Here is a 26,142-nt window from a genome sequence, read left to right on the forward strand (position 1 = left end):
GGGGCGGGTTCGCGACTAATTTTGTCACCCACAAATCATCTGTAAAAACCCGCCCCCACCCAACCAATAACCCCAAACAACCAAAATTCGTAGGGGCGGGTTCGCCAGGGATTTTGTCACCCACCAACAATTTTTATAAACCCGCCCCCACCCAACCAATAACCCCAAACAACATCCCCGCCACCGGGTTAAATTCAATAAATTATTAATATTTGGGTGGGGTGGGGGCGGGTTTTTAATATCCGTCGTTGGGTGTCATATATTTCGGTGAACCCGCCCCTACGGGATTGTGATATTGTAATTTATTGGTAGGTGAATTGACGCTCATCATAACATATATTAAAAACACCATGAAATCCACACACAAAAAACCCCGCTTTTTCCTCACCTTCCTCTCCTTCACCACCTTAACAATGTGGGAAATAGGACTTTTCCCCGCATCCCAAACAGCCACAGCCCAAATTACCCCCGCAACCGACGGCACGAATACTCAAATTACTCCCAGCGGCAACCAATTCAACATCAACGGCGGCCAACAATCCGGCGACGGTGCAAATCTCTTTCACAGTTTCCAAGAATTCGGTTTAACTCAAGGGCAAACTGCCAATTTTATATCAAATCCTAATATCCGCAATATTTTAGGGCGAGTTGTCGGCGGCGATGCTTCGTTGATTAACGGATTAATTCAAATAACGGGCGGCAATTCCAATTTATTTTTAATGAATCCGGCGGGGATTGTTTTCGGCACAAATGCCAGTTTGAATGTGCCTGCTGCTTTCACCTCGACTACTGCGACGGGCATCGGTTTTAGCAATAACTGGTTTAGTGTGGCTGGTACTAATAATTATACTCAATTAGTCGGAAATCCTAATACTTTTGCTTTTACAAATACACAGCCGGGGGGAATTATCAATTTAGGCAATTTGGCTGTGGGACAAGGGCAAAATTTAACTTTATTGGGTGGCACGGTTTTGAGTACGGGACAACTTTCTGCACCGGGAGGAAATATTACTGTTGCGGCTGTACCGGGTGAGAGTTTAGTCAGAATTAGTCAACCGGGAAATCTGTTGAGTTTGGAGATTCAGCCGCAATCTGTCGCGGGGAGTTTGCCTCAAAATTGGGTGTTGCCGGTTGCATCTTTGCCGCAGTTGTTGACGGGTGGCGGGGGAAGTGCAACGGGGGTGACTGTCAACGCTGGAGGGCAAATAGAATTAACTGGTTCTGGTTTGCAGGTAGAGAATGGAGATGTCGCTGCTAAAGAAGTAACTGCGGAGACTGCAACGCTGTCAGCTAATCGCAATTTGACATTAGTTGAAAGTCAATTGCGTACAACGGGTGATTTGAATTTGCTGGCTGGCGATACTGTGCGGGTGCGCGATAGTGTGGCAAATCCGTTTGTGGCGAATGCTGGCGGAAATCTCTACATTCAGGGAAATCAAAGTATCGATCTTTTGGCGCTGAATCATCTTTCGCAAACGCCATTTGTCAGTGGCGGAAATCTGACTTTAGTGAGTGATGGCATGATATCTACAGATTCTCACTTTAGGAGCGGAAATAACACATCGATTGTTGATTTATCCGGTAAACCTGCGAATTTTATTAGTCTGTACGATCCTCCATTTATACAAGATGGTGATTATATTTCTGGGGGTTACACGGGTGCATCTATCAAGGTAGATACAACTTCTGGTACAGGAAATATTACTTTTAATGGAGATATCGTAATTACGAGTCCAGATGCAAATTTGGCTAATGCTTCTCCCGGTACAGATGAATTTATATTGGGAAGTTCGCGATCGGTAATTTTGCGATCGGGTGGTGACATTCAAGTAGTAGGAAAAATTGATACGTTTCCCGATCCGAATTTGTTCCCAAGAACTGGTCAAACTGGCCCTATAACTTTGCAAGCGGCAGGCAGCATTCAAACAGGAAACATTAACGCAGATAATTTTGGGGGCGATGCTGGTTCTATATCTTTGACTGCCGGAGGAAATATTTCAACAGGAGCACTTCGGGCTATAGCCACCGCTGTGAATGGCAAGGGCGGTGATATTACTGTTAATGCCGGTGGCAGCTTTACTCTTAGAGAAAGTATAGCTTCTTTCGCACCTAGCGGAGCGGGTGACATTACTCTCAAAGCAAAAAACGATATCACTTTAGACTGTACCTCCTCTAACAATTGTATAGAGAGTTTTGCAGGAGGAGTTCCTAATACAGTACCTACTGGTAGTAGTGGTAATGTTACCATCATCAGCGAACAGGGAGCTATTATTTTTCCTCCAAGCGGAGTACATATAACCACTGGAAATAGCGCTTTATCCAGCATTCCTGGTTCTGTAACGTTACAGGCAAAGGGTAACATTAACGTAGGTTATATAGGTGCAGATAGTCTAGATGAATCTACAGCAGATGGTGCAAATATTAATATTACAAGCGTAAACGGCAATATCCAGCTTGGCGACCTCACTAATACTTCAGACAGCGGTAAGAAGGGCGGCAATATTACTATCTCTACCAGTGGAAATATTATAACAGGTAACGTATTAAACTATGGTAAATTGCAAGGCGGGATTGTTAATTTTACTAGCACGAATGGCAGCATCACTACAGGAAAATTAAATGCCACCAGCTCTCAGGATTCAGGAAATGATACGATTTTTCTACCGGAAAATGGTGGGTCAATTACTTTGAGTGCCGATCGCAATATTACGACTGGCAATCTCACTGTAACAGCGAATCAAAACGGCGGCCCGATCGCACTTACGAGCACTGTCGGTTCCATAAATACCGGAACGCTTAATGTCACGGGCGATCGCGCTGCTGGAAATATCACTCTTCAAGCCAGCACCGGCATCACAACACCGACAACAGGAACCGCGATCGCGGGTACTTCTAGTAACGGCAACGGTAGCAATGTTACTTTATCTACTACCAGCGGTGACATTAATATAGGCAATGTATTAGTATCGGGAATACAGGGTGGAAATCTTAACTTTACTAATAGCAACGGCAATATTACTACAGGCCAGCTATTGACAAGTTATGACGGTTCATCTCCCGATCTTAAAACTAATATAGGCGGCAATGTTAATCTAAATGCTGGGGGAAATATTACTACCAGCGACATCCGGGCGATCGGCAATCAAGACGGCGGCTCAATCACGTTTAAAAGCGGCGGGGCGATCGACACTACGGCAGGAATCATCAATGCGATCGGCGGCAACAACGGCGGCAATATTTCCCTCGAAGCTGGAACCAACATCAGTACAGCAGGAATTGGTAGCGCTCTCTTATTAAGCGGCTTCAACGCCAATAGCGGTAATCTTCGCATTCAAAGCGGCGGTAATATCGACACAACTGCCGGCCCAATTATTACCGCTGCGGCAAATGGCAAGGGCGGAGATATCACCATAAATGCTGGCGGAACAGTTTCGACATCTGATATTAATTCCCGCACTTTCGCTCCCAGTATTACTGTGACTGGTGGCAATATTGATGTCAAGGCAAATGACTCTATTACTGCTAAGGGAAATATCGAAACCAACCGCAATAACATTACTTTTAACGCTCCGGTAACATTAGGTGATAACCTGTCGGTCAAAATTTTAGAGACTGGCGATATTACTTTTCAGTCTACTGTTGACGGGCCTTACAGTCTGACTGTTCAACCCGATGCCGGAAGTGTTGATTTTGGCGGTGCTGTGGGCAGTGTTACTCCCCTCAACAGCGTCAATATTCAAGATGATATCCCCGAAAGTTCCGCTGCAATTAACATTATTACTACGAATAATATTACCGCCCAAAATATCACCTCACCCGCCGGAATTTCTTTGTTTAGTGAGAACGGAGAAATCACAACTAAAAATCTTGATGCGACTTCCCCTAACAATGGCGGCAATATCGATCTGAATGCTGGAACTAATATTACTGCGGGCGATATCAATACCTCGTCTGCTGGTGATGGCGGCAGTATATTGCTCGACGCTACCGGAAGTATTACTGTTGGTAAAATTGACTCTTCGGCGCAGGGGAATGCAGGGAATGTCACGGCTTATAACCGCAGTGCTACGGGCGATATTACGGTGAGTCAAATTAACGCTCAAAGTAGTCTCGGCAAGGGGACGGGAGGCAATGTCGAGATTCTGATGGGAAGGTTTTTTCGATCGCTCAATTCCTTCACAGACAGCAACGGCATCAATGCTAGCATTTCTACGGCTGGAAGTCCTGGAGATAGCAGCGGCGGTACTATAATTATCCGCCACGGAGGCGCAGGATTAACGCCGTTTATTGTCGGTGATTCTGCCACAAATGGAACTGCGGGTGCAATTACTAGGGGAAATTCTAATCCTATTCAAACAATTTTGCGGGATAATTCCTATCTTTATACTCACAGACAGGATGGTGATCGCATTCAAATTATTTCCGTACCGCCGCCAATAGTTGCACCGACACCCGCAGCTACTCCAACACCCGCACCCACAGCCACAGCTACTCCCACGCCCGCACCGACACTCGCAGCTACTCCCACGCCCGCACCGACACCCGCAGCTACTCCCACGCCCGCACCGACACTCGCAGCTACTCCCACGCCCGCACCGACACTCGCAGCTACTCCCACGCCCGCACCCACAGCCGCAGCTACTCCAGCCCCTTCCCCAACACCGACTCCAGCGCCCGCAGCCACGCCCTCACCGCAACTCCCACCGCGTTTACCCCTCGCACCTTTGGCAACACCCGAAAACTCGATCGCACCTGCCCCAACACCCGAAAGCTCGATCGCACCTTTCCCAATTCCCCAAATATTTATCGAACCTTCGGCAACACCCGAAACTTCGATCGCACCTTCGGCAACACCCGATCCGATAACTGGTTTTCCCCTCAACTTCCAACTACCTGAATTGCCCGGTTTATTCCTACTGCCACCCCGCGCGCGCCCCACCCAGCCCTCAACACCCACAACCCCAAACGCTGCTGCCCGCCTAGCTTCGAGGCCTACCCTTCCCTCTGTTTCCCAAATCAACTCCTCCCTCGGCGCTCAACCTGCGATCGCCCCTCAACCTTCAAACGCGCCAAATCCCGCGCCCACAGCCCCTCTTGCCTCTCTAACCCAGCCTGTAACTCAGATTCAGCCACCACCTACAAGTGCGATCGTACCCGCACCTACAAGTGCGATCGTACCCGCGCCCGCTGTCAGCCCAAGCCAAACTCCGCAACAGGAGTTAGCTTTTTTAATTGGCGATTTATTGGGAGCACAAACCTCGATCGACCAAAATGCTGAAACGGGAAATACCGAATTAGATTGGAAGCGTAACAATGAAACAATTATCTCCCTAGAACTTCCTTACTCCCCGTCAGTTAACACGATTGCGGGAGCCGAAGCAAATAACCTAATTTCCACACAGACATCTACTGACAATTTAACTGTTTCAGTCGCAGAAACTCCGCCGGAAATAATTGTGCAAACTCCTAGTTTACCGATTGCTAATTCTGAACCCTTTGATGTCAATCTTTCTGATCTTTGGGAGAGAATAGCTGCAATAAATACAGCGCCAGTTCAAGATTCACCGAGTATTACTCCAGCGCCCGCACCAATTCCCGCACCAACTCCAGCGCCGCCACCAACTCCAATTCCCGCAACAATTCCAGCACCCGCCCCAACTCCCGAACCAACTCCAGCACCCGTAGCAACTCCGATCGCAGAAAATCCCCCACCCGCAGATATCCCAAATCTCTTTCCCTCACCAATTAGCAGGTTGCTCGTAGAACAAACTTTAGAACAAGGCAATGCTAACGATGCTGTTGCTTTAATTGACCAACTCTTTGAACAAGACTACGAAAATTATTATGGGGAAAATTTCACGGATAAAAAAATCAACGTTCAATATCTAAGAGAAACTCTCAAAACAATTAAGGAAGAAACCGGGAAGCAAGCTGTAATTGTTTACGTTGTGGCAGGTATCCGAGACTTGTGGCTAATTTTAGTAGTTCCAGATGGCCCTCCAATTATCAAAAAAGTCGCCCTTGCCACAATAATAGAATTAAAGAAAAATGTGAAATATTTGCAGGAATATTTAGGGAATCCTTGGGGTTCGCAAGATACAAGATATTTGCCAAGCGCCCAGGAACTTTACAAATGGTTAGTTGCACCGATTTCTCAAAATTTAGAATCATTAAATATCGACACTCTCATTTTTGCATTTGATGCCGGTTTGCGCCAATTGCCCATAGCAGCTTTACACGATGGCAACCAATTTTTAATAGAAAAATACAGTCTAGGTTCAATTCCCAGCATCAGCTTGACTAACACCAATTATCAAAGTTTGCTGAATGCCGAAGTTTTAGCAATGGGTGCTTCAGAGTTTCCACACACCAAGAAAGAGCGTTTGCCAGCAGTGCCGATCGAATTATCTGCGATCGCCGGGAGGAGAACAGAAACGCAAAATCCAGCAGGATTTCCCTTGTGGCAAGGTCGCTCTTTTCTCAATCAAGAATTTACCCTGCAAAACCTGAGAAAACAGCGAGAACAACAGGAATTTGGAATCGTTCACTTAGCTACTCACGCCAGTTTTCCTCAAGGCGAAAATGGAAAAAAAGAAGCTGAGATTGATTTGTGGGACAGCTCTTTGGCGCTAGATGAATTTAGGTTGGCGAAGTGGTACGATCGCCGACAAGTAGAATTATTAGTGCTGAGTGCGTGCGAAACTGCGATCGGGGACAATACAGCAGAAATGGGATTTGCTGGACTGGCCGTCCGCAGTGGTGTAAAATCAGCGCTAGCGAGTTTGTGGAAAGTTAATGATATCGGCACTTTGGCGTTGATGACCGAGTTTTACGGCAATTTGCGATCGGAAAACATTAAAGCTGAAGCGCTCAGAAAAGCTCAACTGGCAATGATCCACAAACAAATTTTAATTAAAAACGGTCAATTGCGGGGGACTGAAGGCGCGATCGACCTTACCCAATCGGCGCAAGTACCAAATGCAGATTTCTCACACCCGACGTTTTGGGCCGGATTCACAATAATTGGCAGTCCCTGGTAATAGGCGATATCTGTAGGGAAACGGCACAGCGCCGTGTCGGGTGCGATATCTGTAGGGAAGCACTACGCCGTGTCCGGCGTCCAGAGTATCCCTGACAATTCCCGCATCCAGGATACCCGCCACGTGATTCATCCGTCCAGAAATAAAAAACCTGTACCCGATGAAACTTGCCGAACGTATTTATCTCGCGCAAGTCAATTCTAAAATCTAAAATCTAAAATCTAAAATCTAAAATCGATTGACTACTATCTTTTTATGTCATAAATTGGCTATGAATAGCAAAACTCAACACTAGCGGGGCAAAACCTGTGGGCAAGTTTGATAAAATATTCAATTCAGAAGACCAATCCGAAGCAAGCTTGACTTTAGAAGAATCCGTAGCAGCGGTAGCACTTGTGGCAGCGGAGGCAAATTCCCCTGATACGGATGCTGATATCTTAGAAAGCATACTTTGGGAATCAGAAATATTTGCTGAATACTCGGAAGATGATATGTCAGCAATGTTTCAAAGACTCGCCGGTATTGTTGCCCAAGACGGTTTAGGAGCATTATTTAATACTGCTTGGCAATCCATGCCCGATGAGTTAGTATTGGATACTTTTGCCATAACCGCAGCAATGTTTGTCGCAGATGGCGAAATAGCTCAGAAGCACCAGGCTTTTCTTCAGGAATTCCAGCAAGCATTAGGTGTGGAAGACGAGGAAGCTGCAGAAATTATTGAGGATGTAATTGCTGCTTACTCGGAAGTAGAGGGCGAAGAGTCTGATTTCGATGCGGCATGGTACGTATCTCCTGAAGGCAATTTTAGCGTTCCCATTCCCGTTGATGAGGAACGAGGCGGTAAAATTGATGATCAAGAAAGCTGTGTCGCATTTTCAGATGACTTTGGCGTTTTGCTGAAAATTGATTATTTCCCTGTTGTTGGTGAAGTGGAAGAAACAATCGAGTCGGTTGGCGAGGAAGGTTATCTCAAGTCTTTTCTCGACAATTTTGTTTCTCAGGCAATTCTTGCTAATGTTGCCAATTCTAAGTTACTCCACGCAGAATATTTAGAAGATGAAGAAGCTTATTTCGTGGTTTTAGATTTGCCTGGGGGTGCAACTATCAGCGTGCAAGAAAACGATCGCCCTCTGACTCGGTTGGATGCTTACCGGGGACTTATGGCTTTTATTGCTGACGATTTTTGCTACACGGTAAGCTGTCAGCGCATTTATCAGGAGGGGGATGAATTGGGTTCCCTGGAGTCTGAAGTTGAGGGAATTATGAACAAGATTTTTGAGTTTATTGAGACAATTGAATTTGGGCCGATCGAATAAAGAGGACTTATACCTTTTTCGATTAAAGAATTGGGACTGGTGCGATCGATTGACCGTAAGAACCCGGCCGGGGCGGGTTTTTGAGATTGTCAATTATTGGCGGGTATTGTTGGTGAACCCGCCCCTACCATATTAATGGTAATTGATAGGACATGATATTACAGGTTTTTTTGCAATAAAATAGTGCGATCGACAACAGGGTTTTTTGACCGATTCTCGATCGCACTTCCAGATACATTCAGTCAACCAAAGTCGAGAGGTAGCAGCAATTAGCCGCCATTTTCGACTAATTAGTAGTCTGAGCTTCCACCAATCTTTGCTTGAGTTCTTCCAAAGCACTCGCCCAGCGCGGATCTGGCTGCACCGAGCCGGAATCAGGGCTCGACACCGTTGCTGCTGACTGATTGCGGCGAGACTTGTTGTTGTCACCCCGACGGCGATTGCTTTTGCTGGAGGCGCCTCCACCTTGGCTAGGGGGAGCTGACGAGCGCTGCTGTTGCTGGGGCGCAGGCACAGGCATTGGAACAGACGCCGATGCCGACACCAACTGTGGTGACTGGGGCGACTGCTGCTGATCGTCTTCGCCCTTCTCAGATTTACCCTTAGAGCGGGGTAATGCCTTCTCTATTTTCAGCGGGTTTTCTTTGAACATCAAGCCATTGTATTTCTCAATAACTTGGTCGGCTTGTTCGTCGGTTAGCACCGTCACAAAACCAAATCCTCGGCATTTTCCAGTTTTGCGGTCTGTAATTACCTTGGTGGTAACAGATTCGCCCTCCGGTGCAAAAACTTCTTGCAATTCTTGGCGATCGAGTTCCTTGGGTAGATTGCCAACATAAAGACGAATAGACATGAAAAATTCCTCCCGACTTGGATTTTAATTAATTTGCTCGAACAGAATTACCTGAAGTCAACTGAATATTGACTTCAGGCAAACACCACATAACCGGAGAATTGGCGCATTCCTCCCACCAACCTTGACAGCTCCCCCCACCTTTTAGAACAAAAAGATGATTTACTCTGATAAGGCCGGAACTTAACCGCCGATGCAGAGAGCTTTTAAATCTCAGGTTGTTGTGTAAACTTTTAGTCATCACTCAAATGTTTAGGCTATTGGCTATTCTGTATTACTTGCTTCCGGTTTTGATTCAGAATGTTTATAGCCAGCGCCGTCTAGAAATTTATGTCCAAGGATGTCAATTGTAAGCGATCGGAATGCCAGTATTCAGTTTAATACAGTGATGGATAAAATGGCTAACATTTTTTCAGCCAGTAATCTTACCTCGTTCCTAATCTCGCTCCTAATGCTGAGAACTACTCATTTACCCACTATCCCTTAAATCCGGCCCGGCAGAGTCCGAGCATTCTTTAAAGGTATCACAGCCTTGGTAACAGAGCTAGTTATTTAGGAAGATTTCAGTCTGTATTTAACGGAAACCACATCTGAATCACTTTTGAGAATTCATCCCGCACAGCAAAAATAGCGATCGAAAAAAAACAGCCGACAAGCGGCTGGCTGTACTTGCTGTGTTGGGATGTTGACAATTTTTACGCAATGCCTTAAGGGATTTTAGCCAACTGAAGTTATCGCGCTGTTTGATTCAATCCAATTTATGTAAACTAATGTAACAGACCGCTGGCAAAAAAGCAACTTTTCTTTACGAAGGAAGTTCGGCAACGAGCAATGTACGGGATGTAACGGATGTAACGGATGTAACGGATAGACTGTAGGGTGCGTAGGGAGCAACTCCAGAATCCGATCGCCCATCCCCTGTTTAACTCAAAACTCATCTGGGGCTGCGCGTTGTGCGCGATCGAGTGCGGCAATCTGATAACTATTCCTCATACCTGTAAAAAATGCAATTGTAGGCAACCTCGAAACCCTTATGCAGTAAGTCATTTCCCATTCTTCAATCTAAAATCCAAAATCTAAAATCCAAAATCGTCTCACCTTGGCCCCTGGATAATAATGTATGCGCCCCAAAAAGCAGCAGCAAAGGCCAAAATCGCAGACCAAATCGGATGTCCGCTGTCACTAACCCTCCCTCCTTGACTGCGGAGACTTTCAAGGTCGATCGCCACAGTAGCACCCCGGCGCAGCCAACCAGTCGCCACCACAGATGTTCCGATCAAATCGCTAGGGCGAGTAGTCTCTTTGAACAAAAATGGCCACAAAGAGCCAATGTAGCCAAACCTCGAAACATAGTGCAACCTCACCAAACCCGTCGCCGTTTGCAAAATCAAATCTTGTCCCAGCCAATTACTCATACCCGATCGACCCAAAAGTAGGCCTTCCAGCCGCACCGGTTCAGCATCCAGCGGCAAACTATCGGGATTTGACAAAATTTCCGGCAAACTCGGCGAAGCGGTTTCTCGCGGTGTAATATCCGGGAAGAAATAATTGATCCGCATCAAAGTACCGATGCTAAATCCGATCGGCAAACAGCCCCAAATAATCGATCGATCGCCCCAAAGCCAATCCAACTGCCAAATACTCGTCCTCGAAAAAATCCCCCCAATCAGCCAAAGCACCCCGACTATCGCCAAACTCATCGGAATTCCAAAAAACGGCGCACCCTGTAAAAATAGTTTTGAATCTTTAAATTCGACTATTGACTTAAACAGAGACAATTTTCCTTTCCTGGGTTGTTCTTGCACTCCCGCGTTTGCCAAATCTAACTCTGTCTCCAGTTGCCAGAATTGAGCATAAAGAGCCAACAGCTTCAAACGCTCTCCCAGCAAAGGATGCGCGCGGTTAACCGTCAACCAATTGCGCTCCCGATTGCTGACATCCCACAGCAAAATCTGTTCTAGCGGCGCGTGTAATGCAGCAGAACCAAGGGTTACAGCTTGTCCAACGCCTACAGGTAACAATAGATCGAAACTTTCCAGGAAAAAGCTAGTTTGTTTTTGCTGTTCGATATTATCAGCAATGCCGATCGCAATTTTAGCCACTGCCCGCGTCAAACCGTTAGGATTGCCCGTAATTTCCGCAGCAGTGCGATCGCTAAAATACACTCTGCGGCGCGACAGCCACAACATCGGCCAGCGCAACAACTTATAAATCCCGTAACTCGTAGCAGAAATTGCAGCGGCCACAAATTTAACAGCAGAACGCAAAAACTCGATCGTCATTAAATCACACAACCGCTCTTGCCAGTGCGCCACCTGCCAATAAATCAAGTAAGGAATCTGAATCACCAGCAGCGCCAGCGACATCGGCGCAAAATCCCAGTGAGAGATATGGGCCAACTCCCGCGCGAAAATCGTGGCAATTTCATCATCCGTCAATTGTTCCAACAGCCCGCGACTCACAGCAATCCGAGCAAAACGGGGCAAACCGCCGTAACTGAAAGCTACAGGAACATTCAGCGGCAAGAGTTTCAACACCGGCACCGGCATATTTTGCTTGGTACAATAACTTCGCAGTACCCGACTAGCTTCCTTGCTGTGCTTGGATAAAACTGACCCGCGCAGGGTTTCGATGCCGCAAAACAGTTTTAGCAGCGAGTCTATCAGCCAGGGAGACGAGGCCAAAAGCAATCCAAAAACCATCTGAACAAACGGAGTTGGATCGCGGTAAAAAAGCTGAATCGGCGCGAAAATAGGCAGTCTAGTGAATATGTAAAGCTGAACCAACAGAGAATTAGTGTTTGTCAGCAGGAATTGCAGGATAAACCGGGCTAGGAAAAATAGGGCGATCGCACTTGCAACGGCTTGTATCCGAAACTCCAGCAACTTCAGCGGTTTGAGCGGGCGCGGGCTTTTGGCGCGCCCGGTGTCGCGCCAAGTGAGTTGGTAAGTGGTAATATCTGGGCTGGCGACTCCGGGAATATCTGTTGGGGAAGCGGAACTATTTTCGCCGCTAATTTCTGCGGTTTCGGGTGCGGTTTCGGTCGAGTTTTCCGGTTCAGAAGTCTGGCTTGTGGGGGGTGGAGGTGGCGGGGAAATCGGTTGCGATTTGGCGTTTACAGGCGCGGCAATCGGCTCTAAAGGTAAAAATCCTGTTTTTTTATCTGCGGTCGGTAGATCGCCCCCAATCGTTTTTTTCGGCGATTTTGTTCCGGCATCAAAGGCGACAAAGCCTGTTTCGGGGAGAGTTTCTGCGGATTTTGGTTTATTTTCCGGTGGTTTTGGGGGGGGAGGGGGGGTTAATTCTTTTAAAGCGCGATCGGCCCAAGTTTTGACTTGAGGGTTGGGACTTGTGGCGAGGGAAGAGCACAGGGCGATCGCCTTTTTCAGATTACCGGTTGCTTTGTACGCACCCACTAACCCCATCTGCGCGCGGATTCCCGACGGCTGATTAGCTGCGGTTTGGGTAACGGATTCTAAAAGGGCGATCGCCCGATCGTAATCCCGCGCTTTCAAAGCAGCTAACCCAGCCTCTAGAGACTGTTTTGCAGATGAACCCGATTGATTTGAATTAGGTGGAGATACCATTACAGTGCTGGCGATCGCGTCCTTTCTAAGATAGCTTGGGTGGTCGATCGATAACTGTTCTAACACAGCTCTATTTTGCTGTCATTAGTTGCAACTTTTGCCGCCAGGTACTTAAATAATTTCACTAAAATTATTTGTTTCTGAGATATTGCGCGATCGCCACGATCCGACAGGGGTTTAAACCCCTGCCTCAAAGCTAAAGTCCTCTACAAGAGGACTGAAGAATTATGCCAATTTGTGGTTAAATACTTCCTTGCTCTTTTAGTCTCGCGTTGCGCGGACTTTGTTTGACAAGAAGCGATTTCAATCGCCAGGTTTTAATCTCTATTTTTTGATGCTAAAATTGAAAACAGTAGCTAAAGGAAAAATGCCATGTCAGACCAAGACATCGCTAAGATCATTACGATCGAACCGGGTAAGCGAGGTGGTCAACCTTGTATTCGAGGTATGAGAATTACGGTTTATGACGTGTTGGAATATCTCGCTTCTGGGATGACTTATCAAGAAATCCTAGAGGATTTTCCCTATCTCACGCAACAGGATATTTTAGCTTGCTTGAGTTTCGCAGCTAAACGAGAGCAGTTTATGTTAGTTGTTGGGTGATGAAACTACTAAAGAAACCGGGTTTTTGGCTGAATCTACGAATCACAACGAAATATTCAAGGGAAAAACCCGGTTTCTGGCTACCCGTGCGTCAGCCCTAAATTTGCTAAAATACACCCAGAAAATATCAAAATATAAATATGAACGAATCCCAAATACCCCAAATTCCTTGGCTGCCATTAAGCCGAGAAGCGCACAAACTATCAGTTACCGACAGATTAGCTCTAGTCAACGCGATTGTTGAGTCCATCAGACAGGAACTCCGACCCCGCCAACCTCTGCTAGATGATTTTGTGGAACCCATGACGGGGCTAGCAAAAACTGATACACCACCCGCAACAGATGACGAATTTGAAATTAGATTGCGGCCCGATCGCAAAGGTGCGGCGAAGCGACTCAGAGGGCTAGCAAAAACCGATACGCCACCTCCAACAGATGCCGAAGTTGCACTCATGTTAGAAGAGCGTTTGGTGGAGAAATACCTAAAATGAAGGTATTAATAGACACCAACATTATCCTCGATAGTTTGCTAGAACGAGAACCGTTTGTAGAAGATGCTGATGCTTTATTTGAGGCGATCGAAAATGAGCAAATTGAGGGATATGTAACGGCAACAACCTTAACAAATATCTTCTACATTGTCCGAAGGCAAACTCGCAGCCTCGATCGCGCTAGGCAAGCTATTGCTGAAACACTAGCATTAATGAAAGTATCTGCAGTCGATCGCCACGTTTTGGAAATAGCATTTGCATCTAATTTAACCGATTTTGAAGATGCCGTGCAGTTAGCTTGTGCGCTGTCAGATAACTTGGAGGCGATCGTCACCCGCGATGCAGGAGATTTCGCCGGTGCTACTTTACCAATTTTATCACCTAAAGAGTTATTAAAACGTTTGGGGGATAAGATTAACAGGACTGACACACTCCGACAAAGAAACCCGGTTTTTGGTCGAATCTACGAATCAAAACCAAGAATTATCGAAAAAACCCGGTTTCTGGCCACCCGCGCGTCAGCCTTCAAAGAAACCCGGTTTTTGGTCGAATCTACGAATCAAAACCAAGAATTATCGAAAAAACCCGGTTTTTAGCCCCGTGTGTCAGCTCTGAAAATGACTTAACCTAACCCGGAATCAACCAATTATCCCCCTCACTCCTCGCTAACAGCCAAACCAGAAACCACAGGGGCGATCGCATTTAACTTCAACACAGGATGCTCCCCTTCCACCTGGCGGCAATTCCACTCATTTCTAAACAGCAAAACCGGCCTTCCCCAAGTATCTTTTACCGTCACCGTATTAAACAGCCGCCCAACTTTTTCCAGCGCCTCCCAACCGCCGTCAACCCAACGAGCTACACTGTAAGGCAACATATCGATCGTCGTTTCCACATTATATTCCGACTGCATTCTGAACTGCACAACTTCAAATTGCAACTGTCCGACAGCCGCCAAAATTGGCTCGCGTTTCGACTCATCAACCGAGTACATAATTTGCACTGCGCCTTCTTCCTGCAACTCCGAAACGCCTTTGCGGAACTGCTTAAACTTAGAAGGATTGGGATTTCTCAAAAAAGCAAAAAGTTCGGGAGAAAAACAGGGTATCCCTTCATATTCCAGTTTTTGGCCGGTGTAAATAGTATCGCCGATCGCAAATACTCCCGGATTGTTCAAACCGATCACATCGCCCGGATAAGCAACCTCGATCGACTCGCGATCCTGAGCAAATAACTTTTGAGGTCTTGACAAACGCACCGTTTTACCACTGCGAGCGTGAGTCACGTTCATGTCCTTTTCAAACTTGCCCGTACAAACCCGAATAAAGGCAACGCGATCGCGGTGTCGCGGGTCCATATTCGCTTGCAACTTAAACACAAACCCGGTAAAGTCTTCATAAGTTGGGGGCAAATCTCCGGCGCTGCTCTTGCGGGCGATCGGCTTCATAGCGTAATCTAAAAACGCATCTAAAAACAGTTCTACCCCAAAATTGCTCATCGCGCTGCCAAAGAAAACTGGTGTCATTTTTCCAGCCCGAACTAAATCTAAATCGAGTTCAGTTCCCAACTCATCCAGCAGTTCTAACTCTTCTTTGAGCTGATAGTAAAGGTCTTGTTCCAACAAATCTTCAATGCGCGGATCGCCCAATTCGATGACGGTATCAACAGCAGCACGAGAACCGTGTTTAGCCCGCTCGAATAAGTGAATTTTGCGCGCCCTGCGATCGAAAACACCTTTAAAGCGATCGCCCGTACCTATCGGCCAATTTACCGGATAAGTCTGCAACCCCAATTCCTTCTCAATTTCGTCCAACAAATCCAAAGGTTCTCTGCTAGGGCGATCGAGCTTATTAAAGAAAGTAAAAATAGGCAAACTTCGCAACTTACAAACTTCAAATAACTTCCGAGTTTGCGGTTCCAAACCCTTAGCAGCATCCTCAAGCATCACCGCATTGTCAGCCGCCGCCAGAGTGCGATAAGTATCTTCGCTAAAATCTTGGTGTCCGGGAGTATCGAGCAGATTAATGTGATATTTTTTATACTCAAACTGCAAAACAGTAGAAGTAATAGAAATTCCCCGCTGCTGTTCCATCGCCATCCAGTCAGAGGTAGCGTGTCGCTGAGCCCGCCGCGCTTTCACAGAACCTGCTTCGTGAATTGCACCTCCGTACAGCAGCAGCTTTTCTGTCAAAGTAGTTTTTCCCGCGTCAGGGTGCGAGATAATAGCAAAGTTGCGCCGGCGCTCAACAGCAGTTAGCAGTTCAGTTTCGAGTTCTGTTGTCATCAAAAAAAATCCGTAAGTGGGAACTCAGTCCCTTTAGGGCTGAGAGGGAAACGGCTCGGCGGTTGAAACCGCCGTGAATCTTTCCATTACACGGGGATTGCTTAATTCGGTGTACTTTTGTAATGTACTTTCAGTGGGACAATTACCACCTCAAACCTCGCAACCCGCTCACGCATAATGTTTGCTCTTTCGAGCCTCCCTTTCGGGGTAATGTTCGCCTCGCCAAGGTTATAAGAGCTTGTTAGGCTTGCAACACTGTTTCAGTGACCTTAAAACTGTTTAATTGCAAGCGACAGAGCAGGGAACTGGCGTCGCATTCGCCTGGTGTCGTGACTCAAATAACGTAGTCAATTAAGACTTAGGCTGGTCAGTACAGCTTGCTTGATTACTCTTACAAGCTCAGTCCCTTTAGGGCTGGGTTACTGACCACAAATTAGGTAGGGGAATCATCACCCGATCGCCATTATAGCCTGTGCTACAGTTGCTATTAAAGGTAAAATTATCAATAAAGTCAAGGAAAAGTAATATGTACGACTCTGACAAGCGGAAGCTGCTATCACTGGTGTGCCACGGGGCGATTTTTTTCAGCACGTTACTGTTCTCGATCGGAGCGCCGATCGCTGTATTGTTAGTATCAGATGACCCCGTTGTCAAAGAAAACGCCACAGAAGCCATCAATTTTCACCTTAATGTATGGCTGTACAGCGCCGTAATTGTGGCGTTAACTGTCGTCACTTTTGGTCTTGCTGGCTTTATCCTAGTCCCCCTAGGTTATCTGCTACACTGGGGACTGACAATAATGGCTATCCTCCACGTTTTGCAAACTCCTAACCAACCTTACCGCTACCCTTTTATTTTCCGAATAGTGTAGACAGAAAATCGCGCTTCACCATCGATTTCAATAACCCGATTTCTTTAAGCAGAAACCGGGTTTTTAATTGTTTTATAACTCACATTCGCTCCCCCAAACTGGCAAATACACTGCTTAATATTATGTCCCGTCGATTACCCCTAATACCGTAGGGGTTCCCCTCACGAAAAATATATTCCAATAATTGACAATCTCAAAAACCCGCCCTTTTAATCGCTCGATCGGACATGATATAAGTGATAAAGAGGGTTGATGATCGGAGACAAGATTCAGTAAAAAAACTTAAAAATTTGTGAAGCTAAGCATCATCTAGTTGGAATTCCAGAAAATTGACCTAACATCATGAGTGAAATCTTGTTAATCCATAAAAAATCAAAAATCAGAGTACAATCAACTATTAATTATGGTGTTTTCGCCCTGTTGCAGGGCTGCTGTGAACGCTAAGTTGAGCTTCCATTGATGCCGTTTCCCACACTATGCTACCGCCTTTGGGTTATTTCGCGGAGTTAGGGCGGATGTTCGATCGCTCGGAACCATCATTTTTGCTTTAGCTGTGCTATTTTTGCATCGGGCGATCGTTTTATTGGAATATTCCACCAATTCTATCTCTACCAGGTGTATTAAAACTTAATACAATATTTTTCCAATAAAAATCCCGCTCTTGTGGAACGGGAAAGCCATCAGGGTGCATCTATATATATGTCACTATAACTCATAGGGGGTATAACCCCTCGTAGCTTTATCGAATCTTTACAATCACAAAATTTTTGTAAAGATTGAGGTTTTTATTTGACTGATTAGCCGTTTTATGAAATTAAAATGGAAAATGCTGACATTTATAAAATCCAGTGACTTTCCAAGGACAATTGCGATTAAACCAGGAGCGTGATGTTTCTTCACCTTAATTCTCGAAATATCAATAATGTACGATCGCCTGGTTAGCCTGTTTGGGATTGAAAACTAAAAATTCAGTAGAGTGCGTCAGCAATTAGCTAATCAATTATAGAAAAAATAACGCGCTGCTGACGCACCTTACTAAGTTTGAGGATAACGTTGTGCTAAGAAAGAGATAGCAGCAGCCCGATCGCCCAAATCGCCATCCAACTTCGCCGCCAACAAATCATCCAACATTCGTTTAAACCCAGGCCCCGGCTTATAACCCAAAGCCTTCAAATCGTTGCCATTCAAAGGCGGCTCAACATTCGTCCATTTGGTGAGATATTCCCAAATTTGGCGGCGTGCACTTCGCGGACTTTGTAGGGCGATCGCAATTAACACCGGCAATTCATAATTCCTCAACAGCAACACCAACTGACTCGGCAACTCGCACTTAGGCAAATTCTCCGCTAACTGCTTCTTTCCGGCTTCCAAAACTTCCAACCGCTTAATGCTGTCAGCAGGTAACTGAAGATTTGCAGCCACCTTGCCGCGATATTCCGGTGCTACATAAGCTATCAAAACTTCCAGCCGCATCTGCCAATCGGGAATATTGATAATTGGGAATTGGGAATTGGGAATTGGGGATTGAGCCTTGAGAATAGTTGCTTTTTCTTTTTCTTCCTTCTTCCCTATTCCCTCTTCCTTATTCCCTCTGACTCGTGACTCACCCTCAATCATTAATCCGTGTATCCGTGTCAAAATCCGTGTCGTGCCTTCCTTCTTCCTTCCTTGCAAACACCGATCGAGCAAACGCAGTTGCCGCCACAACTCCCGATCCAACTCCAAAGTAGGATGAATACAGCGCAAAGCCTGCAAATCTCCCAGCATTTGCAAAGCAACTTTCCAGTAATGAGCTTGCAAAATGTATTTCAATTCGCTTTTGAGTCGAGTTTCCAAAGCCGGAGCTCGGCCATTTTCCCCCTGAATTCGGTAATAAATCCCGCTAGCCAAAGCGTTGCGGATGTATCCTTCCGTCTGCGGCTCAATTTCAAACCCCAACCGCACCGCAAATCGCACAGCGCGATAAATTCGCGTCGGATCTTCGATAAAACTATTGGCGTGCAAAACTCGAATTTGCTTCGATTCCAAATCCAGCAAACCGCAGAAAAAATCTAACAATTCGCCGCTGCGAGGAACACCCAACCGCACAGCCAGCGCATTAATTGTAAAATCCCTGCGGTACAAATCTTGGCGAATCGAACTCGCTTCAACTTCAGGATTTGCCGCCGGATAAGGGTAAAATTCAGTGCGAGCCGTAGCGATATCCACCCACAGCGAGCCGAAAGCAGAGTCTTTGTGCCACAAAAGCGCGGCGGTTTGAAATTGACCGTGAACGTCCAAACGCGATTCAGGGTAAAGTTTTTGCAGCGATGAAGCTAACTCGACACCAGCACCGGAATCGTCGGAACCGCACTTTCCATCCACAACCAAATCGATATCTGTTAGCGCCAGTGTATCATCCGTGGCTAAGAGTAAATCCCGGACTGCTCCACCCACAATATAAAGTTGCCAGCCGCGATTTTGGGCAATATTGGCGGCGATCGACAATAATTGCCATAATTCGGGACTGATGCGCGATCGCAACAACTGCTCAACCGATTCGGACACGGCACAATAAGAGAATTCTGCATTACTTCCCCTGTCTCGCGCTTTTTGCTGGTGCAATTCCCGCAACACATCAGTGCGAGTCACAATTCCCACCAGTTGACCGTTTTCCAATACTGGCAAGCGCCCGATATCGTATGTCACCATTAAAGATTCAATTTCCGGCAGCAAGGTATCTGGGGCGATCGTTTTTAACTGCGGACTCATGTAACCCTTGACGGGGGCGTGGCTGAAACCGTGGTGCAGGGCAATGTCAATGTCGCGGCGCGAGATAATGCCAGCCAGTCGATCGCCCGCATCGACCACAGAAAGCCCTGAATGTCCGTAACGTAGGAGTATACGGTGAGCTTCCCCCACCGAGGTTTCCGGGCGAATACTCCGCACTGGAGACGACATTAACTCGCGCGCTGTCGGAGGGTGGGGAATTTGAGCTTTCAGTTCGTCAGCTAACTGATTTAAAGTCAGCAGGGGGTCAACATCGCGGGTAGCGAGGGAAGCGGCGCGGGCGTGGCCTCCGCCGCCGAAGGGTTTGAACAATTCGCTGAGGTTTGTGCCTTCGATGCGCGATCGACCGATAATAGTTAATCGATTGGAAACTGGCGATTCTGGAGCGATGTTGCGGTTGTTTTCGTTGTCGCTAAATTTATAAACATTACCTAACAGCAGAGCATCGGTTTCCGTTAAATCGAGCAAGCGAGAAGCCAGCGAAGAAAGTCCCGGAACATAAGCTTCAGTAGACAGCAGCACCCAGGCTACGCTGTAACCGTGCAAAGTTTCCGATCGCAAATTCTTGAGCGCTTCTCTCAGCAAATCTTGCAATTGAGGAGACAAAGCGGGTTCTACATATTCAGCTATTACCCCCAAACTCGCTCCCTGTTCCATCAACCAGGCCAAAGCTATGGCATCTCGCGCAGTTGCGCCCTCAAAGGTGAGGGAACCTGTATCGACGTGGATGCCGAGGGCCATTACTGTTGCTTCCGAAGGCAGAAGGCGGAAGGGTATGTCGCTGTTTTCTGCTTGATTTTTGAGCTTTTCAACAATTAATGTTGTGCTGGCTCCGACTGCTTCGATCTGCGTAACAGTAGCGGGGATGTCTGAATGCGCTTCTAGGTGGTGGTCGAAAATAGCAATTTCCCTTACTTGTGGCAAATCCAGCCACTCGGCGGCTTTTCCCAAACGATCGCGCCCGGAGGCATCCACTATAGTAATCGATCGAATTTGTTGCGGATTGACCGATCGGCGTTCAATCAGTGGGTACTCGTCGCGGTGTAGCGCCAAAAAGTCCCGCACCGTCGGATGACACCCGCCCGTCAATACGATCCTGCTACCGGGGCGCAGCACGCAAAGTCCCACCGCCGCCCCCAAGGCGTCAAAATCTGCTGTTGTGTGGCACAAAACTAAGTCCATAGCCGAAAATCCCGCATCTCTAACTCAAACAGTAGCAATTTCTCGCCCTCTGAAACCGGATGTGTCGATCGGGCTTTAAGTTAACCTTTCCAGTTTTCTGTGCTGTAACGAACAATGATAAAATTGATAAAAATCTTAAGAGCCGCTGACGCCTGTTCGCGCAACGCCCGAATTTGCCTGGGTTCTTTCGTATCAATCAACCGACAATTTCTCGATCGACTATCGGGAAACTGTCAAAAACTAGAATTTGGAAGATTTTTTTCGGTTCTGGGAAACTATTTCCGCTCAACGCACGGTTATATCGAAAGGAGAAAAGATGTTATCAATTCTGTTTCAAGTCGTTTTACTGGGTCTGGTACTGCTGTCTTTTGTGATGGTCGTTGGCGTGCCAGTTGCTTATGCCTCTCCCCAAAACTGGAATCAGTCTAAATCCCTGATTTATGTCGGATCGGGTCTGTGGTTTTTGCTGGTTATTGCAGTGGGTGTATTGAACTTTTTAGTCGTTTAATTTCACCCAAGTCTATCGGATAAAGAAGGTAAAAGATAGAAGGATGAAGGCATTCACCAGCGATTGAAAGGCATTCGGCAGAAGCTAGGCATTTTCCAGACCGCGCGATTCTGTATGTTTTTGCACTTGAGATTCAAATGAGATGCTGCTGCTTTCTGACTTTTGCCTTCTCACAAACAAAACTCTAAAACCTAAAATCTAAAATCTAAAGTAGAACACTATGACTGTTTTCGAGGGAACTTTTACTCACACCGAATCTTTGCGATTTGCGATTGTCATCGGTCGTTTTAACGATTTGGTGGTTAACAAACTTTTGGAGGGATGTCAAGATTGTTTGAAACGCCACGGGGTTGATATTAATCCTCATGGATCTCAGGTGGACTTTTTTTGGGTTCCGGGAAGTTTTGAGATTCCTTTGGTGGCGCGCCAAGCGGCTCTTTCTCACCGCTACGATGCGGTAATTTGTCTGGGTGCGGTAATTCGGGGCCAAACTCCTCATTTCGATTTTGTGGCTGGTGAGGTTGCTAAGGGAATTGCTGCGGCTGCTTTTCAGACAGGGGTGCCGGTGATTTTTGGGGTGGTGACGACTGACACGATGCAGCAAGCTTTGGAAAGGGCTGGAATTAAAAGCAATTTGGGCTGGAATTATGCGATGAGTGCTTTGGAAATGGGTACTTTGATGCGCCAAGTTAAGGGTTTGGGAACACACTCTTACGATCATCGATTAACTACTGGATCTGCTGCTCAAGTGCTTTCGGGTGAAGCAAATCTGGCGATCGCCCCCGATGTATCGTCGGATCAAATCCCCTCGTAAGTTCGGCTAGCAATATTTTTAAGCTAAAAAGCATCAAGATTTGCATCGGGAAAAATCTTAAGACTCTTGTGGGGTGGTGATTATACCCGCCCCCAAGGTAAAAATTCCACTCTGGGCCGATCGACAAATTAGACCAATATCTTGCCCATTGGAAATGGGTACTTTGATGCCTCAAGTTAATAGTTTGGGCGGCAATTTTGACCAATAATTTCAAAGGTGGTACCCGCCACGTCATTTATCCGTGGAATCAATCCAAAATCTAAAATCTAAAATCCTCAAGAAAGAGCATTTATCTCGCGCAAGTCAATTCTAAAATCGAAAATCTAAAATCTAAAATCTAAAATCGAAAATCTAAAATCGAAAATCGAAAATCGAAAATCTAAAATCGAAAATCTAAAATCTAAAATCGAAAATCTAAAATCGAAAATCTAAAATCGAAAATCTAAAATCTAAAATCTAAAATCGAAAATCTAAAATCTAAAATCGAAAATCTAAAATCTAAAATCTAAAATCTAAAATCTAAAATCTAAAATCGAAAATCGAAAATCGAAAATCGAAAATCTAAAATCGAAAATCGAAAATCTAAAATCGAAAATCGAAAATCGAAAATCTAAAATCTAAAATCTAAAATCTAAAATCTAAAATCTAAAATCTAAAATCTAAAATCTAAAATCTAAAATCTAAAATCGATTGACGCTCCATTACCTGCGTCTGCTGCTGTTAAAGTGCTGTCGGGCGATCGGGCTTGATTTATAGCAATCCTAAATGATTCGTGTAATTCTTGTAGGGGCAAACCCCGTGGTTGCCCCGATGCAGGCTGGGGTAGGCACTCTTAGCACTACCCCTACATATTTTTACAAATGATGCGAGGATTGCTATATGTTCCCAGGAAATTTCGTAATCTAAAATCCAGGTTTATTATTCCCTTTATTAACTAGGCATTAATCGGCTGATTGGATATTTAATTTGGTTGATAATGGACCTCTTGCAAAAATAACTAGGACGGGATCTGGGGCCCATCCCACAAAAGTTATTTTTTCTTGTGGGATGGGCGTCCCGCCCGTCCAATAAATTTATGAAAAGGACTTTTGCAAGAGGTCTAATCAACTGGAAATACGCAGCGAACCCGCTCAAAAAAGATAAAGTGATTTCAACGATCGATCGCAACGAGTCGTTTCAATAGATGAGGCTGCTGTAATTTCCGGTTTTCGCGATTTGTCTCTGGATAATATGATATAAAAAAAAAATATATCAAATTTTACTGAATCTGGTTGCATAAAGATGAGAAATTCGTTATGTTGAATTTTGTGTAAGCATTGAGGCGGTCTCAAATCAATCCTCAAAATGCTTTAAGTATAAATACTCGATAAGCAGTATTTAACCTAGTCTTAACAAACAACTCTGAAAGTAAATTTTTAGGTAGATTGTTAAGTTCATATTAAATGACAAATTGTCAAGTTAATGTCTAGGAAGTTTGCCAGCAAAAGGATTGATACTTTTGAAGCTCGCCCAGATACTTACAGTTACTGATCAACATGAAAGTGCAAAAATCTTATGGGTGACATTCAAGCTACGTTTACATCTACCGATCGAGCTTTTCAAATTGAGGGGTACGAAAAAATAGATTTCAGCTTGCTCTACGTAGATGGTGCTTTCAAGCTGGAGAATCCTGAGATTGCGGATAGTTACCGCCAATTCGGTCGCTGTTTAATGGTTGTAGATGAAACAGTCTATGGTCTTTATGGTGGACAGATGCAGGATTATTTCAAGCATCACGAGATAGATTTAACAGTCTTTCCAGTTAATATCAAGGAACCTGATAAGACCTTAAAAACTTTTGAAAGCATCATAGATGCCTTCGTTGATTTCGGACTCGTGCGGAAGGAGCCTGTTTTGGTAGTCGGTGGTGGATTGACGACAGACGTAGCTGGTTTTGCCTGCTCATCCTATCGCCGTCGGACTAACTACATTCGCGTACCGACAACTTTAATTGGGCTGATTGATGCCAGTGTGGCAATCAAAGTAGCTGTGAACCACGGTAAGCTGAAAAACCGCCTCGGCGCTTACCACGCTTCGCAGAAAGTAATCTTAGATTTCTCCTTTCTGAAAACTCTGCCGATCGACCAAATACGAAACGGCATGGCAGAGTTAATTAAGATCGCCGTAGTAGGCAACAAAGAAATCTTCGAGTTGTTAGAAAACTACGGCGAAGCATTGCTGCACAGCCATTTTGGTTATTTAGACGGCACATCTGAACTGCGGGAAGTGGCCCATCGCTTAACCTACAACGCGATTCAGTCAATGCTGGCCTTAGAAGTACCAAACCTCCACGAGCTAGATTTGGATCGAGTGATAGCTTATGGTCACACTTGGAGTCCGACGCTGGAACTAACACCGGAAATTCCGATGTTCCACGGCCATAGTGTCGCCATCGATATGGCTTTTTCGGCCACCATTGCCCAACTGCGGGGCTACATTTCGATCGCCGATCGCGATCGCATCTTAAGATTAATGAGCCGCCTCGGACTAGCAATAGACAGCCCTTATCTCACATCAGAACTGCTCTGGAAAGCCACAACATCGATCAGTCGTACCCGCGACGGCCTTCAGCGTGCAGCAGCTCCATGCCCCATTGGTGACTGCTTTTTCATGAACGATTTAACTCGAACTGAGTTGGATGAAGCCCTAGCGGTGCATCGAGAAATCTGTCAGGGCTACCCGCGTCATGGCGATGGCGAGGATATGTATGTGGTATTGCAGAAAGTTGCAACTCGTTCCACAGCCGGGGTATAAAGATGAGACCCGTTACCCCAGTCGGGATTTTAGCCTCCTTACTCGAAAGTCTCGCCTCGCAAGTAGAAAAAATCGATAATCTCGATCGAGCTTTCAAGGCCCAATTACAACAAGCCTACGAACTAGCAAATGGTCTCGATCCGTACCTGAACCTTTGTACCACGCCGGAATCTCCCGCCTTAGCCACGTTAGTGAAGCGCACCCAATCAGAAGATTGGAGTAAGCGATTCTCTGACGGCGAGACAGTGCGGCAGTTGGAACAGGAAATGCTATCGGGCCATGTGGAAGGCCAAATGCTGAAATTTCTCGTCCATCTCACCAAAGCACAGCGCGTACTGGAAATCGGGATGTTTACCGGGTACTCAGCACTAGCGATGGCCGAAGCCCTGCCAGTGGATGGAGTGGTGGTAGCCTGCGAAGTAGATGCTTACGTCGCTGAATTTGCCCAGAAGTGTTTTCACGAATCTACTGCCGGCCACAAAATCTCAGTCAAGGTGGCACCGGCTCTAGAAACCATGAAACAATTGGCTGCTAATGGAGAAGTGTTCGATTTGGTATTTATCGATGCTGATAAAGCTGGATACATAGACTATCTCGATTTACTCCTAACTACCGGGCTGTTGGCTCCCAATGGCTTGATATGTGCAGACAATACTCTGATGCAGGGACAGCCATATTTGTCGGGTACTGCTACTGATAACGGAGTTGCGATCGCCAAATTCAACCAGGCTCTAGTTGACGATCCGCGCGTAGAGCAAGTGTTAGTGCCGCTGAGAGATGGATTGACCTTAATTCGGCGCGTTTAGAGCGTGTTCTCTTGCCCCGGAGATCCCCTTAATCAGGCGGGATCGGTCAAAGTCCTAATGCGGATTTAGCCGGATCAGATCAGTGCAACCGGATTCGATCTAATTCATCTGCGTTAATCTGTGTTTATCTTCCCTCATCTGCGGTTTAAAAAAGATAATTTATGAACCGCAGATGACAATTTATTAACGCGGATTAACGCAGATGAAGATCGGAGAGATGTGAAT

At 46.0% G+C, this 26,142-nt stretch carries 14 protein-coding genes; 10 read left to right on the forward strand and 4 right to left on the reverse strand.

All coding sequences use genetic code 11. From position 1 onward, the window contains the following. The first annotated feature begins 413 nt into the window (after window positions 1-413). Window positions 414-7,040: a CHAT domain-containing protein gene (locus QT984_RS08280; RefSeq protein WP_445243024.1), complete on the forward strand. Its 6,627-nt coding sequence runs from the start codon at window positions 414-416 to the stop codon at window positions 7,038-7,040. Between the two features lie 308 nt (window positions 7,041-7,348). After that, window positions 7,349-8,356 carry a tellurite resistance TerB family protein gene (locus tag QT984_RS08285; protein WP_333373781.1) on the forward strand — a complete coding sequence of 336 codons (1,008 nt, stop codon included), beginning with the start codon at window positions 7,349-7,351 and terminating at the stop codon, window positions 8,354-8,356. Window positions 8,357-8,642: 286 nt separating this feature from the next. Here the strand turns inward: QT984_RS08285 and QT984_RS08290 are convergent, their stop codons facing one another. Both QT984_RS08290 and QT984_RS08295 read right to left on the reverse strand, forming a co-directional pair. Then, complete coding sequence (locus QT984_RS08290) at window positions 8,643-9,209, reverse strand: RNA-binding protein (protein WP_333209082.1); 567 nt, start codon at window positions 9,207-9,209, stop codon at window positions 8,643-8,645. A gap of 1,094 nt (window positions 9,210-10,303) precedes the next feature. After that, window positions 10,304-12,862 carry a zinc metalloprotease HtpX gene (locus QT984_RS08295; protein WP_333373785.1) on the reverse strand — a complete coding sequence of 853 codons (2,559 nt, stop codon included), beginning with the start codon at window positions 12,860-12,862 and terminating at the stop codon, window positions 10,304-10,306. A 306-nt stretch (window positions 12,863-13,168) separates the two neighbouring features. On the opposite strand from QT984_RS08295, the gene QT984_RS08300 reads away from it, so the two are divergent. From QT984_RS08300 to QT984_RS08310, 3 genes are all read left to right on the forward strand, one after another. Further along, window positions 13,169-13,399, forward strand: coding sequence for a DUF433 domain-containing protein (locus QT984_RS08300; protein WP_333058245.1), 231 nt, complete (start codon window positions 13,169-13,171; stop codon window positions 13,397-13,399). A gap of 140 nt (window positions 13,400-13,539) precedes the next feature. Continuing rightward, window positions 13,540-13,890: a hypothetical protein gene (locus QT984_RS08305; RefSeq protein ID WP_333058246.1), complete on the forward strand. Its 351-nt coding sequence runs from the start codon at window positions 13,540-13,542 to the stop codon at window positions 13,888-13,890. Continuing rightward, window positions 13,887-14,486: a PIN domain-containing protein gene (locus tag QT984_RS08310; RefSeq protein WP_333344231.1), complete on the forward strand. Its 600-nt coding sequence runs from the start codon at window positions 13,887-13,889 to the stop codon at window positions 14,484-14,486. Before QT984_RS08305 ends, QT984_RS08310 begins: the two co-directional genes overlap by 4 nt. 59 nt (window positions 14,487-14,545) lie before the next feature. Here the strand turns inward: QT984_RS08310 and prfC are convergent, their stop codons facing one another. Continuing rightward, complete coding sequence (gene prfC / locus QT984_RS08315) at window positions 14,546-16,174, reverse strand: peptide chain release factor 3 (RefSeq protein WP_190735310.1); 1,629 nt, start codon at window positions 16,172-16,174, stop codon at window positions 14,546-14,548. 526 nt (window positions 16,175-16,700) lie between these two features. Here prfC and QT984_RS08320 point away from each other — a divergent pair. Continuing rightward, window positions 16,701-17,045 carry a DUF4870 domain-containing protein gene (locus QT984_RS08320; protein WP_333058248.1) on the forward strand — a complete coding sequence of 115 codons (345 nt, stop codon included), beginning with the start codon at window positions 16,701-16,703 and terminating at the stop codon, window positions 17,043-17,045. A gap of 1,035 nt (window positions 17,046-18,080) precedes the next feature. Here the strand turns inward: QT984_RS08320 and QT984_RS08325 are convergent. Continuing rightward, window positions 18,081-20,996 carry a CBS domain-containing protein gene (locus tag QT984_RS08325; RefSeq protein ID WP_333234136.1) on the reverse strand — a complete coding sequence of 972 codons (2,916 nt, stop codon included), beginning with the start codon at window positions 20,994-20,996 and terminating at the stop codon, window positions 18,081-18,083. Between the two features lie 316 nt (window positions 20,997-21,312). Here QT984_RS08325 and psbZ point away from each other — a divergent pair, with 316 nt between their 5' ends. The 4 genes from psbZ to QT984_RS08345 all read left to right on the forward strand — a co-directional run bounded on the left by psbZ (window position 21,313) and on the right by QT984_RS08345 (window position 25,917). Beyond that, a complete protein-coding gene (gene psbZ, locus QT984_RS08330) occupies window positions 21,313-21,504 on the forward strand; it encodes a photosystem II reaction center protein PsbZ (RefSeq protein ID WP_190735314.1) in 192 nt (63 codons plus the stop codon). 220 nt (window positions 21,505-21,724) lie between these two features. Further along, a complete protein-coding gene (gene ribH / locus QT984_RS08335) occupies window positions 21,725-22,318 on the forward strand; it encodes a 6,7-dimethyl-8-ribityllumazine synthase (RefSeq protein ID WP_333209091.1) in 594 nt (197 codons plus the stop codon). A 1,554-nt stretch (window positions 22,319-23,872) separates the two neighbouring features. Beyond that, entirely contained in the window at window positions 23,873-25,111 is a 1,239-nt protein-coding gene (locus tag QT984_RS08340) for a sedoheptulose 7-phosphate cyclase (protein WP_333052703.1), read from the forward strand. Window positions 25,112-25,113: 2 nt separating this feature from the next. Beyond that, entirely contained in the window at window positions 25,114-25,917 is an 804-nt protein-coding gene (locus QT984_RS08345; RefSeq protein ID WP_333052705.1) for a class I SAM-dependent methyltransferase, read from the forward strand. The last annotated feature ends 225 nt before the right edge of the window (window positions 25,918-26,142 follow it).

Origin of the sequence: Microcoleus sp. Z1_B2 (assembly GCF_036700325.1) — a bacterium.
Taxonomy (GTDB): Bacteria; Cyanobacteriota; Cyanobacteriia; order Cyanobacteriales; family Microcoleaceae; genus Microcoleus.

Excerpts from the sequence above, each read along its gene's own strand:
- QT984_RS08280 (WP_445243024.1), top strand. The coding sequence starts at position 414 with ATGTGGGAAATAGGACTTTTCCCCGCATCCCAAACAGCCACAGCCCAA.
- QT984_RS08290 (WP_333209082.1), bottom strand. The coding sequence starts at position 9,209 with ATGTCTATTCGTCTTTATGTTGGCAATCTACCCAAGGAACTCGATCGC.
- QT984_RS08300 (WP_333058245.1), top strand. The coding sequence starts at position 13,169 with ATGTCAGACCAAGACATCGCTAAGATCATTACGATCGAACCGGGTAAG.
- QT984_RS08305 (WP_333058246.1), top strand. The coding sequence starts at position 13,540 with ATGAACGAATCCCAAATACCCCAAATTCCTTGGCTGCCATTAAGCCGA.
- QT984_RS08310 (WP_333344231.1), top strand. The coding sequence starts at position 13,887 with ATGAAGGTATTAATAGACACCAACATTATCCTCGATAGTTTGCTAGAA.
- prfC (WP_190735310.1), bottom strand. The coding sequence starts at position 16,174 with ATGACAACAGAACTCGAAACTGAACTGCTAACTGCTGTTGAGCGCCGG.
- QT984_RS08320 (WP_333058248.1), top strand. The coding sequence starts at position 16,701 with ATGTACGACTCTGACAAGCGGAAGCTGCTATCACTGGTGTGCCACGGG.
- QT984_RS08325 (WP_333234136.1), bottom strand. The coding sequence starts at position 20,996 with ATGGACTTAGTTTTGTGCCACACAACAGCAGATTTTGACGCCTTGGGG.
- psbZ (WP_190735314.1), top strand. The coding sequence starts at position 21,313 with ATGTTATCAATTCTGTTTCAAGTCGTTTTACTGGGTCTGGTACTGCTG.
- ribH (WP_333209091.1), top strand. The coding sequence starts at position 21,725 with ATGACTGTTTTCGAGGGAACTTTTACTCACACCGAATCTTTGCGATTT.
- QT984_RS08340 (WP_333052703.1), top strand. The coding sequence starts at position 23,873 with ATGGGTGACATTCAAGCTACGTTTACATCTACCGATCGAGCTTTTCAA.
- QT984_RS08345 (WP_333052705.1), top strand. The coding sequence starts at position 25,114 with ATGAGACCCGTTACCCCAGTCGGGATTTTAGCCTCCTTACTCGAAAGT.